At 66.5% G+C, this 16439-nt stretch carries 17 protein-coding genes and 1 tRNA gene; 6 read left to right on the top strand and 12 right to left on the bottom strand.

Features of this window, described 5'->3' with window-relative positions; genetic code table 11:
* Positions 1 to 74: 74 nt before the first annotated feature.
* The 7 genes from acpP to AC07UW_RS01680 form a co-directional block, all read right to left on the bottom strand.
* Positions 75 to 314 carry an acyl carrier protein gene (acpP, locus tag AC07UW_RS01710; RefSeq protein WP_025874077.1) on the bottom strand — a complete coding sequence of 80 codons (240 nt, stop codon included), beginning with the start codon at positions 312 to 314 and terminating at the stop codon, positions 75 to 77.
* 152 nt (positions 315 to 466) lie between these two features.
* Positions 467 to 1210: a 3-oxoacyl-ACP reductase FabG gene (fabG, locus tag AC07UW_RS01705; RefSeq protein WP_025874078.1), complete on the bottom strand. Its 744-nt coding sequence runs from the start codon at positions 1208 to 1210 to the stop codon at positions 467 to 469.
* An 82-nt stretch (positions 1211 to 1292) separates the two neighbouring features.
* The gene (fabD, locus tag AC07UW_RS01700) at positions 1293 to 2237 is read right to left on the bottom strand and encodes an ACP S-malonyltransferase (protein ID WP_025874079.1); all 945 of its coding nucleotides are present in this window, start codon (positions 2235 to 2237) and stop codon (positions 1293 to 1295) included.
* Positions 2238 to 2402: 165 nt separating this feature from the next.
* Positions 2403 to 3185 carry a BUD32 family EKC/KEOPS complex subunit gene (locus tag AC07UW_RS01695; RefSeq protein ID WP_495211275.1) on the bottom strand — a complete coding sequence of 261 codons (783 nt, stop codon included), beginning with the start codon at positions 3183 to 3185 and terminating at the stop codon, positions 2403 to 2405.
* Between the two features lie 73 nt (positions 3186 to 3258).
* Positions 3259 to 4236: a beta-ketoacyl-ACP synthase III gene (locus AC07UW_RS01690; RefSeq protein ID WP_025879387.1), complete on the bottom strand. Its 978-nt coding sequence runs from the start codon at positions 4234 to 4236 to the stop codon at positions 3259 to 3261.
* A 91-nt stretch (positions 4237 to 4327) separates the two neighbouring features.
* Entirely contained in the window at positions 4328 to 4522 is a 195-nt protein-coding gene (gene rpmF, locus AC07UW_RS01685) for a 50S ribosomal protein L32 (protein WP_025879386.1), read from the bottom strand.
* Positions 4523 to 4629: 107 nt separating this feature from the next.
* Positions 4630 to 5139: a YceD family protein gene (locus AC07UW_RS01680; RefSeq protein WP_025879385.1), complete on the bottom strand. Its 510-nt coding sequence runs from the start codon at positions 5137 to 5139 to the stop codon at positions 4630 to 4632.
* Between the two features lie 114 nt (positions 5140 to 5253).
* On the opposite strand from AC07UW_RS01680, the gene AC07UW_RS01675 reads away from it, so the two are divergent.
* A complete protein-coding gene (locus AC07UW_RS01675; protein ID WP_336025238.1) occupies positions 5254 to 5826 on the top strand; it encodes a Maf family protein in 573 nt (190 codons plus the stop codon).
* Between the two features lie 72 nt (positions 5827 to 5898).
* Here AC07UW_RS01675 and AC07UW_RS01670 read toward each other — a convergent pair whose 3' ends face one another.
* Positions 5899 to 7740 (bottom strand): glycosyltransferase family 39 protein, encoded by a 1842-nt coding sequence (locus AC07UW_RS01670; protein WP_495211274.1) that lies wholly within the window; start codon positions 7738 to 7740, stop codon positions 5899 to 5901.
* A gap of 44 nt (positions 7741 to 7784) precedes the next feature.
* Here AC07UW_RS01670 and AC07UW_RS01665 point away from each other — a divergent pair, with 44 nt between their 5' ends.
* Genes AC07UW_RS01665 through AC07UW_RS01650 form a run of 4 tightly spaced genes read left to right on the top strand, consistent with a single transcriptional unit; the run spans position 7785 to position 12151 of the window.
* Complete coding sequence (locus AC07UW_RS01665) at positions 7785 to 8738, top strand: AAA family ATPase (RefSeq protein WP_312110733.1); 954 nt, start codon at positions 7785 to 7787, stop codon at positions 8736 to 8738.
* Positions 8739 to 8740: 2 nt separating this feature from the next.
* The gene (locus AC07UW_RS01660; protein WP_312110732.1) at positions 8741 to 9685 is read left to right on the top strand and encodes a DUF58 domain-containing protein; all 945 of its coding nucleotides are present in this window, start codon (positions 8741 to 8743) and stop codon (positions 9683 to 9685) included.
* A complete protein-coding gene (locus AC07UW_RS01655) occupies positions 9678 to 11627 on the top strand; it encodes a transglutaminase TgpA family protein (RefSeq protein ID WP_495211273.1) in 1950 nt (649 codons plus the stop codon). Before AC07UW_RS01660 ends, AC07UW_RS01655 begins: the two co-directional genes overlap by 8 nt.
* Positions 11624 to 12151: a Slp family lipoprotein gene (locus tag AC07UW_RS01650; protein ID WP_223494354.1), complete on the top strand. Its 528-nt coding sequence runs from the start codon at positions 11624 to 11626 to the stop codon at positions 12149 to 12151. Before AC07UW_RS01655 ends, AC07UW_RS01650 begins: the two co-directional genes overlap by 4 nt.
* A gap of 79 nt (positions 12152 to 12230) precedes the next feature.
* Here AC07UW_RS01650 and AC07UW_RS01645 read toward each other — a convergent pair whose 3' ends face one another.
* The 4 genes from AC07UW_RS01645 to dnaX form a co-directional block, all read right to left on the bottom strand.
* The gene (locus AC07UW_RS01645) at positions 12231 to 12590 is read right to left on the bottom strand and encodes a histidine triad nucleotide-binding protein (RefSeq protein ID WP_176021598.1); all 360 of its coding nucleotides are present in this window, start codon (positions 12588 to 12590) and stop codon (positions 12231 to 12233) included.
* Between the two features lie 65 nt (positions 12591 to 12655).
* Positions 12656 to 13255, bottom strand: a complete 600-nt coding sequence (recR, locus tag AC07UW_RS01640; RefSeq protein ID WP_495211272.1) for a recombination mediator RecR — start codon at positions 13253 to 13255, stop codon at positions 12656 to 12658.
* Between the two features lie 111 nt (positions 13256 to 13366).
* Positions 13367 to 13687 carry a YbaB/EbfC family nucleoid-associated protein gene (locus AC07UW_RS01635; RefSeq protein ID WP_025879376.1) on the bottom strand — a complete coding sequence of 107 codons (321 nt, stop codon included), beginning with the start codon at positions 13685 to 13687 and terminating at the stop codon, positions 13367 to 13369.
* Positions 13688 to 13693: 6 nt separating this feature from the next.
* Positions 13694 to 15790 carry a DNA polymerase III subunit gamma/tau gene (dnaX, locus tag AC07UW_RS01630; protein WP_495211521.1) on the bottom strand — a complete coding sequence of 699 codons (2097 nt, stop codon included), beginning with the start codon at positions 15788 to 15790 and terminating at the stop codon, positions 13694 to 13696.
* 122 nt (positions 15791 to 15912) lie between these two features.
* Here dnaX and AC07UW_RS01625 point away from each other — a divergent pair.
* Positions 15913 to 16005, top strand: a tRNA-Ser gene (locus tag AC07UW_RS01625).
* Positions 16006 to 16439 lie beyond the last annotated feature (434 nt).

Here is a 16439-nt window from a genome sequence, read left to right as displayed (position 1 = left end):
GGGCCGCAAACAGCGGCCCCATGGGGTGTCGTGCGCGCCGGACTCAACGCCCGCACGCGCACTGACGTCCTGCATCAGGCCTTGACGTGGGCCGTGATGTAGGTGATCGCAGCCTGCACGGTGCTGATCTTCTCGGCTTCTTCGTCCGGGATCTCGCACTCGAATTCTTCTTCCAGCGCCATCACCAGCTCGACGGTGTCCAGCGAGTCAGCGCCCAGGTCATCGACGAACGATGCGCTGTTGGTGACTTCTTCTTCCTTGACGCCAAGCTGTTCGATGACGATTTTCTTGACGCGTTCTTCGATGGTGCTCATGGGATATCGCTCCAGATGGAGTAGTGGTTCAAAAGTGGTCGCCATCAAAGGCGATGGCCGTGGGATAGTGTAGTGGAAACCGGCGTGACCTTGCATTGCAGCAAAAATCCTCGCAGATCAACCACTTGCGGCGCGATCCCTGCGCCCCTTGCTTACGGCATGTACATGCCGCCGTTCACATGGAGAGTTTCGCCGGTGATGTAGCCGGCAGCCGGGCTGGCCAGGAAGGCCACCGCATGGGCGATGTCCTCCGGCGAACCCAGGCGTTCGAGGGCGATGTCGCCGATCAGCGCGGTACGCGCTTCTTCCGGCAGCGCCTTGGTCATGTCGGTGTCGATGAACCCCGGCGCGACCACATTGACGGTGACCCCGCGCGAGCCGATTTCCTTGGCCAGCGACTTGGAGAAACCGATGATGCCGGCCTTGGCGGCGGCATAGTTGGCCTGGCCGGCATTGCCGGTCACGCCCACCACCGAGGCGATGTTGATGATGCGGCCCTTGCGCGCCTTCATCATGCCGCGCATGACGGCCTTGCTGGTGCGGAACACGCTGGTCAGGTTGGTGTCGATGATCGACGCCCAATCGTCTTCCTTCATGCGCATCAGCAGGTTGTCGCGGGTGATGCCGGCGTTGTTGACCAGGATCGAGATCGGGCCGAATTCCTTGGCGATACCGTCAAGCACGGCATCGAGCGCGGCAGCGTCGGTGACGTTCAGCGCGCGGCCGTGACCGCCGTGGGCGGCCAAGCGTTCGCCGATCGCGGCGGCGCCGGAATCGGTGGTCGCGGTGCCGATGACGGTGGCGCCCTGGGCGGCCAGCAGATCGGCGATGGCGGCACCAATGCCGCGGCTGGCACCGGTGACCAGTGCGATTTCACCCTGCAGGGGCTTGCTCATGATGTTTTCCTCAGGCTGGGGCGGCCGCCGCACCCGTGCCGCTTGCAGCGGCCACCGGCACGGTCGGCAGGAACAGGGGCAATCAGGCCGACCACGTCTCGCGGGCGGTTTCGAAGTCGCCCGGGGTGGCCAGGGAACGGCCATCGATGGCCTTGTCGATGCGCTTGACCAGACCGGTCAGCACCTTGCCCGGGCCGCATTCGGCGATCCGGGTGACGCCACGGGCGGCCAGCGCCTGCACGCAGCCGGTCCACTGCACGGGCTGGTACAACTGCTGCACCAGCGCGGCGCGGATCGCGTCCACACCGTCGTGCACCTTGGCGTCGACGTTCTGCACCACCGGCAGCTGCGGCAGCTGCCAGGACAGGCCAGCCATCACTTCGGCCAGACGGTTGGCGGCTTCGCGCATCAACGGGGTGTGCGAGGGCACGCTGACGGCCAGCTTGACCGCCTTGCGCACGCCCTTCTCGGCCAGCAGCGCCAGCGCGCGGTCGACCGCGGCAGCGTCGCCGCCGATCACGATCTGGCCCGGCGAGTTGAAGTTGGCCGGAACGACCACCTGGCTGCCGGCAGCTTCCGCGCAGACGTCCAGCACCAGCTGGTCTTCGGCACCGAGCACGGCGGCCATGGCGCCCACACCCGCCGGTGCGGCGTCCTGCATCAGCTGGCCGCGCAGGCGCACCAGGTGCGCACCGTCGTGCAGGCTGAGGGCGCCAGCGGCGACCAGGGCGGTGTACTCACCCAGGCTGTGGCCAGCCAGAACCGACGGACGCGGACCGCCCACGGCATTCCAGGCGCGCCACGCACCGATGCTGGCGGCCAGCAGGGCCGGCTGGGTGTATTCGGTACGGTTGAGCATTTCCTCCGGGCCGCCCTGGGACAACGCCCACAGGTCGACGCCGGCACCATCGGATGCCTCGGTGAAGGCCTCACGCACCTGCGGGTGCAGTTCGGCCAGCTCGGCCAGCATGCCCACAGACTGCGAGCCCTGACCGGGGAAGACAAAAGCGAGGGTGGATACGGTCACGCGGTCATCCGCTTGTTGCAATCGAAGCGGGCCATGATAAGGGGGAACATGCCGTGTCGTCTGTACGTGCGCGTATGCACGCGTATGGAGGCGGCCTGCCGGATCGGCCAGCGGGTGATGCCGGCCAGCGGCCGGCACTACCCGACGCTGCGAGCTGCCCCGCTGTCAGCAGAGCAGCTGCAGGATGTCCAGCTCGCCGTCGGCAAACCAGTCCATGCACAGGCCGACCACCATCAGCAGGCCCAGCGTGGTGGCACCGTGGGTGATGAAGATGGAGTGGGCCAGCGCGCGCGCCGACCGCCCCAGCTTCATGCACACCCGCGCCAAGCGCTGCAGACGGCCACTGACGGCGTGCACGTGCGCACGCACCGGTGCCTGCACGCCGTTCATCGCCTCGGCCATCATCGCCTGCAGGGTTTCAGGGCGGTCGGCGTAGTACTTGGCCACGCCGTAGCCGAACATCAGCCAGTCACGCGCCTGCGCCTCGGCCAGGTCCATGACTTCCAGCGGATCTTCTTCAAAGTCGATGAAACCGACGTTCTGGCCATCCCAGGTGAGGTTGCGCGGCAGCGGCTGGCCAAAATAGGCGCCACGACCGTGCGCTTCGGCAATGGCCTGCATCGCCGCAGCCACAAGGCGATCGCGGCCGGCGTCATCGGCTTCACGCAGACAGGTATTGAACGAGCTGCCGTTGTCGCCGATCACCAGCGCGGCATGGCCGCTGCCGATCACCGCGGGCACGTTCACGCCCTGCGCCTGCAGTTCAGACAGACGGCGGGCCTCGGTTTCGCGCGCGGCGTCGCCACCGCGGTGCGGCGGCGGGCGCAGGGCATCGAGATGGAACCGGCGGGCAACAAAATTGAGCAGGCCCAGGGCCACTGCTCGGCTTCCTTCGCCGTACTGCTTCAGCCAGGCGCGCTGCCCTTCGATGACGATGGGCTCAACCATGACAGTCTCCTTTAACGCATTACGGCCCCAGAGGGGCCGTAACGACGGTTTCACGTTGTCGTAACTGGCACTATCAATAGCGCAGCAGTGCCGAACCCCACGTGAAGCCACCGCCGAACGCTTCCAGCAGCAACAGCTGGCCGCGCTCGACCCTGCCGGAACGAACAGCAGCATCCAGGGCCAGCGGCACCGAGGCCGACGAAGTGTTGCCATGCTTGTCGACGGTGACCACGACCTGATCCATCGACATCTCCAGCCGCTTGGCGGTGGCTTCGATGATGCGCAGGTTGGCCTGGTGCGGAATCAGCCAGTCCAGGTCGGACTTGGTCAGGCCGTTGGCATCCAGGGTTTCGTCCACGACCGAGTCCAGCGCCTTGACGGCGTACTTGAACACGTCGTTGCCCTTCATGTTGATGGTGCCGCCACCGTTGTTGCCTTCACCGAAACCGACCGAGACGCCGACCGGATTCCACAGCAGCTCTTTCTTGCTGCCATCCGAATGCAGGTGGGTGCTGAGGATGCCGGTTTCTTCGTCGGCCTTGAGCACGACGGCGCCCGCGCCATCACCGAACAGCACGCAGGTGGTGCGGTCTTCCCAATCGACGATGCGGGTCAGGGTTTCCGTGCCGATCACCAGCACATGGCGGGCATCACCGGAGCGGATGAATTTGTCAGCCACGCTGAGCGCGAACACGAAGCCCGAACAGGCCGCGTTGACGTCGAAAGCGGGACAGCCGCTCACACCGAGCTTGGCCTGGATCAGGCACGCGGTGGAGGGAAAGATCAGATCAGGAGTGGTCGTACCGACCACGATCATGTCGAGCTGCGAAGCGTCGATACCAGCGGCTTCGATCGCACGCAGCGCGGCCTGGTAGCCGAGATCGCTGGTGGTTTCGCCTTCGGCAGCGATGTGCCGTTCACGGATACCGGTGCGCGTCTGGATCCACTCGTCCGAGGTCTCGACCATTTTTTCCAGGTCGGCGTTGGTCAGGACTTTTTCCGGCAAATAGCTACCGGTGCCCGCGATCCTCGAGTAGATCCGCTTGCTCATCATGTTTCCTGTTGCACGAGCCGCCGTTCACCGGCGTGCCCGGGAAAGAAGGCGAAGGCCGCTGCCCAGCGGGCAGCGACCTTCCGGCACATCAGTCTTCCTGGACAGCCGAAGACTTGGTCTGGATGACCTTCTTGCCGCGGTAGAAACCGTCAGCAGTGATGTGGTGACGCAGATGCACTTCGCCGGTGGTCGGGTCGGTCGACAGCTGCTTGGCGCTCAGGGCGTCATGCGAACGACGCTGGCCACGACGGGACGGGGTAACACGGGATTTCTGGACAGCCATGGGATTGCTCCAAACTCGGTTCGTTTTGCTTCGTCGTTTCGTCGCACAGGACGCCAGCGTCCAGCACACTTTTCGCTTTCGCCGCAGCCGCCGACGACAACCGGCTGCTATTGTTTCTTCAATGCCGCCAACGCCGCGAACGGGTTGGCCTTTTCAATTTCTTCTTCGGTCGGTGCCCAGTCCTTGTCGACTGCCTCACCGTACGGCGACAGGGGTACCACCGGCACCGCCAGCACCAGTTCGTCCTCGACCAGGTCCAACGGACGCAGCTGGCCGTCTTCCGGCACCAGCAACGGCTCGTATTCCTCCGGCAAAGACGATTCCTCGTCTTCCTCGCGGATCAGACCAAGCCTCTGGGTCATCTTCACCGGCAGCAGGAAACGCTGCATGCTGCGCTGACAGGTCAGCGGCAACGCGGTATCGATGGTCAGTTCCACATAGGATACCCGCAAGATCTCGTCGCGACCGAATTCGAGCGAGTAATTACACTCACCTTCGGTATCTGCGACAAGCCCCTGCAGGCGAGTCAATTCAGCCAGGGGAACCTGACCGTCGAAGCGCCTTCGCGCTACGACCATCCGCCAGGCATCCAGCGTTTCGGGTACGTTCGCGGACATAAGCCGCCGAATATTAAGGATCGACAGGTCGCGTGTCAAATGACTGCCATGAAAGGCTTGCTGTGGCTGGCGGTACCGGGCCAGACTGCCGCGCCCCGCCCCCGGAATTCCTGCATGCCTGCCCTGGTTCTGGCCTCCACCTCCCGCTACCGCCGCGACCTGCTGGAACGGCTGGGCCTGCCCTTCGACTGCGCACGCCCGGAGGTGGATGAGACCCCGCAAGCCAACGAGGCCCCGCTGGCGCTGGCGTCGCGCCTGGCCAGCGCCAAGGCGGCCGCAGTGGCCGCCCACCATCCCGGCCGCTGGGTGATCGGCTCGGACCAGGTGGCGGACCTGAACGGTCAGCCGCTGGGCAAGCCGGGCACGGTCGAGGCGGCCTGCGCGCAGCTGGCGGCAATGTCCGGGCAGATGGTGAGATTTCATACCGCCATCAGTCTCACCCGAGACGGAGAATACTTTTCGGCGATCGATTTGACCCAGGTGCGCTTCCGCGCGCTGCAGGCGCCGGAGATCGCCCGCTACGTGGCCATCGAACAGCCGCTGGACTGCGCCGGCAGCTTCAAGTGTGAAGGCCTGGGCATCAGCCTGTTCGAGGCCATCGACAATCGCGACCCCACTGCCCTGATCGGGCTGCCGCTGATCGCGCTGTGCGGATTGCTGCGCAAGGCCGGATTCTCCGTGCCGTAACCCTGCCCGCCCGCAGGTGGAGCCAGACCCGCATCGAGCCCAATGCAGGCCCGTCACGGGAGGCACGACGCCTCAGCGCTTTTCCACCACGAACGGCTGCTCCTGCCACTGCTCCACGCTGCCATCGCGACCATGCAGGCGCAGCCCAAGCCAATGTTTTCCCGGTGACAACGTACCCGTATCGAACGTTGCGTCGAAGCCGACAGCCGGATGCTGCGGATCGGTGCTGTCCGGCCATGTGTGGCGGATATCGAACACGCGTCCATAGGTGGCATCGCCGATCGAACGACCATCCACCAACACTTCAACCCGCGACAGGCCGACACCTTCCTTGAACGCCCAGCCCTTGATCGCCAGCGTGCCGCTCACCACGTCGCCATTGGAAGGGGCGTCCAGCCAGGCCAGTGCGGGCGCTACGCATGGCCCCTGCGCATGCTGCACCGGCAGGCGGAACAGCAGGAAGCGCTGGAATCCGTGGTCGTTGCTGACCACACGCGGTGGCGGCAGCGGCCCGACCTGTTCGCAGATGGCGTGATAGCGGGTGAGCAGATCGCGGAAACGCTGATCGCTGGGCGACAGCACCAGCAGCATCGGCACGTCGCGCTCGCCCTCATGTACCAGGTTCCATTGCGCCAACTGCGCGGTACGGCCGTGCTTGTCGTTGAGCGGATGCGGCAGCACTTCGATGTCGCCGCGGCCCAGCTGGAAGCCCAGTTCGGCGCCCACCTTGAAGTTGCCAGCCAGCACGCGGCTGCCTTCCGGCATCTGCTGCAGTTCTTCGCGGACCGCAGCGGCCAGCGGCTGCCAGCCGGCGAAGTTGCGCGGGTAGTACTTGTCGCCGGCCAACTGCTCGCGCAGCGATGACGAGGACGCCATCAGGTAATAGCCGAAGGCCAGTACCATGCCCAGCCCGGCCAGCCACCAGCCTGTACGCCGCAACCAGCGCGGCCAGCCGTTGAGTATCACCGGCACTGCCACCAGCAGGGCCAGATAGCCCGGCAGCGGCCAATGGAAGCTGATGCGCTCGACGTCGGTGAAAAAACCCAGTGCGAAGATGCCCAGCGTCGATACGCCGCCGACCAGGCCGAAATACCGCCACTGCACGCGCGCACCGCCGCCGCTGCGGGTGCCAGCCAGCGCCACTTTCCACATCGCGATGCACAGGATGGGCGTCACCAGCATCGGCTGGATCACCAGGAACCACAGGCCGCGCCACTCGAACGCCCAAGGATGGCGCTCGACCACCTGGAACTTCAGACCGGCATCGTGATTGTCGGCATTCCAGGCCAGCAGCGGCAGCCATGCCAGTACGCCAATGGCCAGGGCAACCCACACGCGCGGATCGGTCAGCATGCGCCGGCCTTGCGGCAGCGCAAGCAGGGCAACGAAGCCGACGCCGATGACACCGATGAAACGATAGTGGCTGAGCGCGCCGATCAGCAGGCCCAGCGCCAGTTTCACCGCCGAGGAGGCGTCGACGTTGCGCAACAGGCGTGCGCCGGCGTCCAGGCACAGCACCGCCGCCAGCGCCATAGGCACATCGGGTACGGCCAGCAGGCCCAGCGTGGCCGACAACGGCATCAGCAGCGTCAAGCTACCGGCCTGCCAGCCGGCAACGTTGCCGAACCAGCGCGCCGCAATGCGCGATACCAGCAGCGGCAGCACTGCGCCGATGGCCAGGAACGGCAGGCGCAGCGCAAGCACGTGCTGGCCCCCAAGCTCCACACCCAGGCGGGTCAACCAGGCCGTCAGCCCCGGCAGATCCGAATAGGCCGCAGCCAGATGCTGGCCTTCCTGCCAGTAGAACGCCTCATCGACGAACAACGGCAGGCGTGCGGCCACGACCAGCTTGGCCGCTGTGACGAGCGTCCATAACCAGAGAAAAATCGTACGTGCGCGTTGTTCGCCCTGCATTGCTCTATGGATAGAATCGACCGGTTACCGAACTTGAGACGACCATGACAGCTTCGTCCCCCATTCCCAGCATGCTAACCGATCAACTGCGTCAGTCCCTGCGCAATGCGCAGGACCAGGTCAATGCGCTGGTGCTGGGCAAGGTGCACGAGGTGCGGTTGGCCTTCGTGGCCCTGCTCTCTGGCGGCCATCTGCTGATCGAAGACCTGCCCGGCCTCGGCAAGACCACGCTGGCCCATGCCTTGGCCAGCAGCCTGGGCCTGAGCTTCCAGCGCGTGCAGTTCACCTCCGACCTGCTGCCGGCCGACGTACTCGGCGTATCGGTGTACGACGCCGGCAGCCGTCAGTTCCAGTTCCATCCCGGGCCGGTGTTCACCCACGTGCTGCTGGCCGACGAGATCAACCGGGCGCCGCCGCGCACGCAGAGCGCCCTGCTGGAAGCAATGGCCGAGCAGCAGGTCACCCTCGACGGTCAGACGCATGCCCTGCCCGATCCGTTCTTCGTGATCGCCACGCAGAACCCGGTGGATCTGTCAGGCACCTTCCCGCTGCCCGATTCGCAACTGGACCGTTTCCTGCTTCGGCTGGCGATGGGCTACCCCAGCCCGCAAGCGGAACGCGAGCTGCTGCGCGGCAGTGATCGTCGCGACCTGATCGCCCGCGCGCTACCCCAGCTGGACGACAACCAGGTACGCGCACTGCGCGAGGCCGTCGGCCAGGTGCATGTCAGTGACGCGCTGGTGGACTACGTGCAGGCATTGTTGACCCGCAGCCGCCAGCACGCCGGCGTGCGCGTGGGACTATCGCCGCGCGCCGGCCTGGCCCTGCTGCGCGCAGCCAAGGCACATGCGCTGCTGCTCGGCCGTGGCCACGTAGTGCCCGAAGACGTGCAGACGCTGTTCGTAGCGGTGGCCGGCCATCGCCTGGTGGGCGAAGCCGAGTCGAGCTCGGGGCCGGCGCTGGCACGCGCGATCCTGCAGACTGTCGCGGTCGATTGAAGATGGCATCGCATGCCCGGCGACTGTTGCAGCTGGCACGCCCGCGCACGCCGGAGTCGTTGCCGCAACGGCTCGACCGCCGGCGCATCTACGTGCTGCCCACCCGCTTCGGCCTGTTTGTGGCCTGCCTGCTGGTCGCGATGTTGCTGGGTGCGCTGAACTACAACAACAACCCTGCGCTGTTGCTGGCGCTGCTGCTGGCCGCGGCAGCAATTGCCAGCGCCATCGCCGCGCACCTGCAGTTGTCGGGTGTGCAGATCGACGCGATTTCCGCCGAACCGGTGCCAGCCGGGCAACCGCTGCGCCTGCGCGTGGACCTGTCGCTGCGCGACCCACGAGCGCGCCACGGCCTGCACCTGCAACTGGGCGACAGCGAAGCCTGGCTCGACCTGCCCGCACACGGTCGTGGTGAAGCCGAGCTGGAAGTGCCCAGCCAACGCCGCGGCTGGCTGGACCTGCCGCGTATCCGCCTGTCCACCACACAACCGCTGGGCCTGGTGAGGGCGTGGTCATGGGTGTGGCCGGAAGAACCCCTGCTGGTCTACCCGCTGGCAGAAGCGAAGGCGCCACCGTTGCCGCAGCAGGGCAGCGATCCACTGCACACCCGCGCCCACGCCAACGGCGAGGAACTGCATCAGCTGCGCCCGTATCGCGCTGGAGATCCACCGCGCAGCATTGCCTGGAAACACTCCGCACGCCGCGACGCGCTGCTGGTACGCGAATACGAGAAGCCGATAGGCATCGAAGTGGTGCTGGACTGGCGCGCGCTGGCACCCTTGGGCCAGGAGGCCCGCATCGCGCGGCTGGCACGCTGGGTGGATAGCGCCGAACGCGAAGGCCGTCGCTACACACTGCTGCTGCCGATGCACCCGCCGATCGGCCCTGGCCAGGGCGCCAGCCACCACCACCTGTGCCTGCGTGCGCTGGCGTTGCTTCCCCATGACTGAATCTGCCCTGCTGCTGGACCGCAACACCCGCACGTGGACGCTGGCCAGCGCCGCACTGGCCCTGTTGCCGCTGCTGCTGCAGCTGCCCACCACGCTGGCCGCGTTGATCGCCGTGGCAGCAGTGTTCACTGCAGCACTGTCGCAGCGCGGCATGCTGCCGATGCCGGTGCGCGTACTGCTGGTGCTCGGCATGCTGGCCGCCATCGCCTGGCAGATGGGGGCGGTACGCCCAGGCCGGGATACCGGCTGTGCACTGCTGGCGGCGATGCTGGCGATCAAGTCCAGCGAGCTGCGCACCCTGCGCGATGCGCGCAGCCTGCTCGGCTTTGCCCTGTTCTCACCGTTCGCGGCCTTCCTGCTCGACCAAGGGCCGCTGACCACCGTGCTGGCCATGCTGGCCGGTACCAGTGCCCTGATTGCCCTGCAGCGGCTGGCGCAGGGTGAAGGCCGCAGTGCGCCACCGCCGCTGTCTGCGCAACTTCGCGGCGTCGGTCGCCTGCTGCTGATCGGCCTGCCGCTGGCGCTGGCCTGCTTCTGGCTGTTCCCACGATTGGCCACGCCGCTGTGGGGCATTCCCGAACGCGCCGTCGGCACGCCCGGGCTGTCGGACACGATGGAGCCGGACAAGTGGCTGGACCTGATGGCCGACGACACCCCGGCCCTGCGGGCGCAGTTCTTCGGCGCGGCTCCAGAGCCGGCGCAGCGCTACTGGCGCGGGCCGGTACTGACCCAGTTCGACGGGCATGTCTGGCGACGCGACCGCCGTACCGAACGTTTGCCACCTGCCGTCGTCGAACACGGCACGGAGGGCTGGGACTACCAGATCGATTACGAACCCACCGACCGCCGCCAGCTGGTCGCGCTGGACCTGCCCACCACCGCACCGGAAGGCAGCCGCCTTGATGCAGCGCTGAGCCTGAGCAGCGACCGCCCGTTGTCCGCGCTGAGCAGGTGGCGTCTGCATTCGGCCCCGCCGCAACGCTTTGATGCCACGCTGTTGCCGTATCAGCGCAGCGCAGCGCTGCAGTTGCCGGAAGGCTTCAACCCCCGCACGGCAACCCTCGCCCGACAGTGGCGACAGGACGCCGGAAGCGATGATGCCGCCGTGGTCCGTCGCGCCCTGGCATGGATCACCGCGGATTTTTCGTACACGCTGGAAACACCGGCCGCCGGGCGCGATCCGGTCGATGCGTTCCTGTTCGACTACAAGGCCGGCTACTGCCAGCATTTCAGCTCGGCCTTCGTTGTGCTGATGCGCAATGCAGGCATTCCGGCGCGGGTGGTCACCGGTTTCGCCGGCGGCACCCACAACCGGATCGGCGACTACTGGGTACTGCGGCGGATGGACGCCCATGCCTGGGCTGAGGTGTGGCTGCCCCAACGCGGCTGGGTGCGCGTCGACCCGACAGCGGCAGTAGCACCCGAGCGCATCCTGGACACGCTCGACGACCGTCTGCAGGCCGGTGCCGATACCGGACTGCAGCAGCGCTGGGTGCAGCTGGGCCAGGTCGGCGACTGGATGCGAAGGGGCTGGAACGAACTGGTGCTGTCCTTTGACGCGCGCCGCCAGCAGCAGTTGCTGCAACCGTTCGGGCTGGACGACCTCGGCCCCGGACAGCTGCTGGCCGGCTTCGTGATGGCCGCGTTGCTGGCACTGGCGTGGATGGCGTGGCTGCTGGCTCGTGGCGAACGCGAGCGTGACCCGCTGCTGCGCGCCTGGCATCGGCTGGGGCAGCGCTATGCGCGGCTGGGGCTGGGCCGCGAACCGCACGAACCCGCCCTGCACTGGGCCCGCCGGGTCCACGCACAGCGCCCCGACCCGGGCCTCATCACACTCAGCCAGCGTTTCGCTGATGCACGCTACGCTGGCACTTGTACCGAGCTCGCCCCATTATTGCGGGACCTGCGCAGGCATCGCCCGACTTCCGGAGCCTCCCCATGAATACCAAGTTCCTCCTCACCGCCGTGGCCGCCCTGGCCCTGTCGGCCTGCGCCACGGCCCCCAAGCCGCTGCAGGGACAGTTCAGCCTGGTTTCCCCGCGCGACTCGGTTGCCACCCAGCAGGTCGGCACGCCGGTGCGCTGGGGTGGCCGGATCATCGAAACGAAGCCCGGACAGGGTGAGACCTGTTTCCAGATCATCTCGCGCCCGCTCAACGGTAGCGGCCGTCCGAACACGACCTCTTCCGATGCCAGCGACGGCCGCTTCATCGCCTGCCGTTCCGGCTTCTACGATCCGGCCGTGTTCGAAGCCGGCCGCGACGTGACCTTCATCGGCAAGATCGATGGCTACGCCAACACCCGTATCGGCGATTACGACTATCGCCTGCCGAAGCTGTCTGCCGACGTGATCTACCTGTGGCCGGAGCAGCGCCAGGTCGATGTGGTGCCCTACCCCTACGGACCGTGGGGCCCGGGCCCGTATGGCCCGTACTGGGGCGGTTACCGCGGCTGGGGCTGGTGGTAGTCCAGGCCCGGTACGCATGATGCACAAGGCCGCCCATCGGGCGGCCTTTTTTCATCCACGCCATGCGTGGATGGCTGCCTCAACGCCCTGGCGTACCGAAGTGACCCAGCGGCGCGCCAGCCAGCAGATGCATGTGGATATGGAACACGGTCTGCCCGGCATCTTCGCGGCAGTTCATCACGATGCGGTAGCCGTCCTGCGCGAAACCTTCCCGACGCGCGTACTCGGCGGCGGCCAGCGCCAGCTTGCCAATCAGGTGCGCCTGCGACGGCTGCAGGTCATCCAGGGTCGGAATGATCTCGTTCTTTGGAATGAACAGCACGTGCACCGGCGCCTGCGGTGCGATGTCCTTGAACGCCAGCACGTCCTCGTCTTCATAGACGATGGTGGCCGGGATCTCGCGACGGATGATCTTGCTGAAGAGGGTTTCGCTGCTCATGGTCGGCCTCGGCGGGGTGTCCCCGCATTGTAGGCCGGTAACGCCGGGGCATGCCCGGCATCGACTCAATCGCGCACTTCGCTGCGGGTGCCGAACGCATGCGACAGCGTGCCGCGATCGACGTATTCCAGCTCACCGCCGAGGGGCAGGCCCTGCGCCAGTCGACTCGGCCGCACCTGGCGGGCACGCGCCAGCTGCGCGAGATAGTGCGCGGTAGCTTCGCCTTCGACAGTGGCGCTGGTGGCAATGATCAGTTCCTGCACTTCCGCTTCGGCCAGGCGATGTTCCAGCTGTTCCAGACCCAGCTCGCGCGGGCCGATGCCATCCAGCGGCGACAGGCGCCCCTGCAGCACGAAGTAAACGCCGCGATAGCCGGTGGCGTTCTCGATCGCCAGGCGGTCAGCCGGCGATTCCACCACGCACAGCTGGCTGCGCTCACGGCTGCCATTGGCGCAGGTCGGGCACAGCTCGGTTTCGCTGAAGTCTCGGCACTGCGCACAGTGACCGATGCGTTCAACCGCCTGCGCCAGCGTCTCGGCAAGGCGTTTGCCACCTTCGCGCTCGCGTTCGAGCAGGTGGTAGGCCATGCGCTGTGCCGTCTTCTGGCCTACGCCAGGCAACACCCGCAATGCATCGATCAGTTGTTCAAGCAGGGGTGCGGACACGGCGGCGTGTTCTGTAGAGCCGAGCGTGCTCGACTGGAAATTGCGGGCAATCGAGCACGCTCGACGCTACACAGTGCATGGCACCCGGCAGTGCGGGTGCCACGCAGGGCATCAGAACGGCATCTTCATGCCCGGCGGCAGCTGCATGCCGGCGGTGGCCGAACCCATCTTCGACTTCGACTCGGCGTCGATCTTGTTGGACGCATCGTTGAAGGCGGCGGCGATCAGGTCTTCCAGCATTTCCGGATCGCTGGCCAGCGACGGATCGATGCGTACCTTGCGGCACTCCTTGGCGCCGGTCAGGGTGACGCTGACCATGCCGCCACCGGCGCTGCCGGTCACTTCGATCTTGGCGATTTCTTCCTGGGCCTTCTGCAGGTTTTCCTGCATCTTCTGGGCCTGCTGCATCAGTTGGGCGATATTGCCGCGCATGTCGTCTTACTCGTCAAAAGAACGGATGGAATCGGAAACAACCCGGGCGCCGTGCTGCTGGATCAGCAGCTGGACTTCCGGATCGTCCATGAAAATGGCCTCGGCAGCCTGCTGCCGCTCGCCACGCTGGCGGTCGGCGCGCTGGTGCAGGGTCTCGGCCGGGACCTGCTCGGTTTCCACGGTTTCGACCACGATCTTCAGCGCGTGGCCAAGGGACTTTTCCAGCACCTCGCCCAGCGCTGCCAGCGCGCGTTCGGAGCGCAGGTATTCAAATCCGGGCGAAAGGCCCAGTTTCAAGACCCCATGCTGGCAGCTGATGAAGGCCGCATTGGCCGCCAGCTGTCGCGAGGGACCGCTCAGGCCACTGTTGGCGATCAGGTCGAGCCAGTCTTCGGCACAGGCCAGGTCACTGACGCTGCCTGCCGGCAGGGCTTTTTCCTTTGCCGCAACCGGTGCCGGGGCGATGTCGATACCCTCGGCACGGAACGGACGCTCCGGCGCGGCAACAGCCTCTGCAACCGGCTGTGAAGCCGGCGGCGGCGGCTCGTGCCACGGCGCGACCATGGCCGCGTCGGGCGTTGCCATCTCGGCCGCCAGCGCTTCATCGCGCGCGCCAGCCGCGTCGGTCGCCCACGGCGGCAGGTCGTCTGCCTCAGCAGGTGCCTTGGGCGTGGCCGCCTCGGGAGCCAACTGTGCCTTCATCGGCAGCGGTGACCCGGGTTCCTCGATCGGAGCCGGTTCAGGTTCAGGGGTCGGATCCGGTTCCGGGGTCGGCTCGGGCTCCGGCTCGGGTTCGCGCTGTGGCGCCGGGTTCGGCGTCTGCGCGGTTGCCTCCGCCAACACGGGTACCGCAATTGCCTGCATTACCGCTGCGGCTTCTGGCGCCGCAGCAGCGGCCGGTGCAGCTCCTTCGTGGCTGCCAGCAAGGCCGCCCCCGGTCTGGCCCGTACCGGTCGGTGCGCTGCCACCCGAGGATTCCGGAGTACGCGGCACCGACGGCACGGCAGCCGCAGGGCGGAACGCCAACATGCGCAGCACGGCCATTTCAAAGCCGGCGCGCGGGCTGGGCGCCAATGGCAGATCGCGACGACCATTCAGGGCCATCTGATACCAGAGCTGGACCACTTCCGGGCGCAGGCGCTCGGCGAACAGGCTGGCATCCAGTCCTTCTGCAGCGGCGGACGCGCCCGGCACCAGTTGCTGCACCTGGATGCGGTGCAGGCCCTCGGCCAGCGCATCGAGCACCCCGCTCCAGTCCGGCGAGAACTCGGCCAGCGCCGCCACCACCTGCAGCAGGCGCGGGCCATCGCCCTCGGCCAAGGCATCGAGCATGGCCGCCACTTGGGTGCGGTCGACCGTGCCCAGCATGGTGCGCACCACGTCCTCACGCAGCGCACCGCCGGCATAGGCAATGGCCTGGTCGAGCAGCGACAGGCCGTCACGCAGGCTGCCGTCGGCGGCCTTGGCCAACTGCACGATGGCGGTCGGGTCCGACTCGATCTCCTCGGCGGTGAGGATGCGGGTCATCTGCCCCTGGATCTGGTCTTCATCCAGGCGCTTGAGGTTGAACTGCAGGCAGCGGCTGAGCACGGTGACCGGCAGCTTCTGCGGGTCGGTGGTGGCCAGCAGGAACTTCACATGCTCCGGCGGCTCTTCCAGCGTCTTCAGCAGCGCATTGAACGCGGCCTTGGACAGCATGTGCACTTCGTCGATCAGGTACACCTTGTACTTGCCACGCGAGGGCATGTACTGGGCGTTCTCGATCACTTCGCGCACATCGTCAACGCCGGTGTTGGACGCGGCATCGATTTCCAGCAGGTCGATGTAGCGACCGGCGTCGATGTCCAGGCAGGCCGCACACTGGCCGCAGGGATCGGCACTGGTGCCCTGTTCGCAGTTCAGCGACTTGGCGAAGATGCGCGCGATCGTGGTCTTGCCCACGCCGCGGGTACCGGTAAACAGGAACGCGTGGTGGACCCGGCCGCTGTCCAGCGCATTGCTGAGCGCACGGACCACGTGTTCCTGGCCCACCAGCTCGGCAAAACGCTTCGGACGCCACTTGCGGGCAAGGACGAGATAGGACATCAGGCCACCGTCTTCCATCGGATGTTCCATTGTGCCACGCCTGTCCAGCCCTCTCGCCCTGCAAACCAGTGCTTGTGTCCTGCCGCTGCGCCCGCTAGAATCTGCGCCCCTGCTGAGGCGTTTGCCGATGGCAGGGATCCGGAGAGGTGTCCGAGTGGTTGAAGGAGCACGCCTGGAAAGTGTGTAAGCGTCTAAACCGCGCTTCGGGGGTTCGAATCCCCCTCTCTCCGCCAGATAAATAAAAAAGGCTGCCCTTCGGGTGGCCTTTTTTATTTATCTGGCTGGGGACGCGACGCGCGTTCCGCACTTCGCCCCAAACGTTGCTGCGCAACGTTCGGGCCCCTCCCTTTGCCTGCCTCTCCCCGCCCCTGCCGGGGCAGCCCCTCAACAGAGGGGCTTGTTCCTCCAGATATGGCAGTAGATCCACGCCATGCGTGGATGACCGAAGGAACCGCGCCCGCCCAGGTTCGACGGCCTGCAGGGGTAGAGCCGGACAGCAGCCTTTTTTATTTATCTGGCTGGGGACGCGAAGTGCGCTGCGCGCGCTTCGCCCCAAACGTTGCTGCGCAACGTTCGGGCCCCTCCCCTCGCCTGCCTCTCCCCGCCCCTGCCGGGGCAGCCCCTCAACAGAGGGGCTTGTTCCTCCAGATATGGCAGTAGATCCACG

Source organism: Stenotrophomonas sp. GW821-FHT02D01 (assembly GCF_059421765.1).
This window is presented reverse-complemented; position numbering and strand designations above follow the sequence as displayed.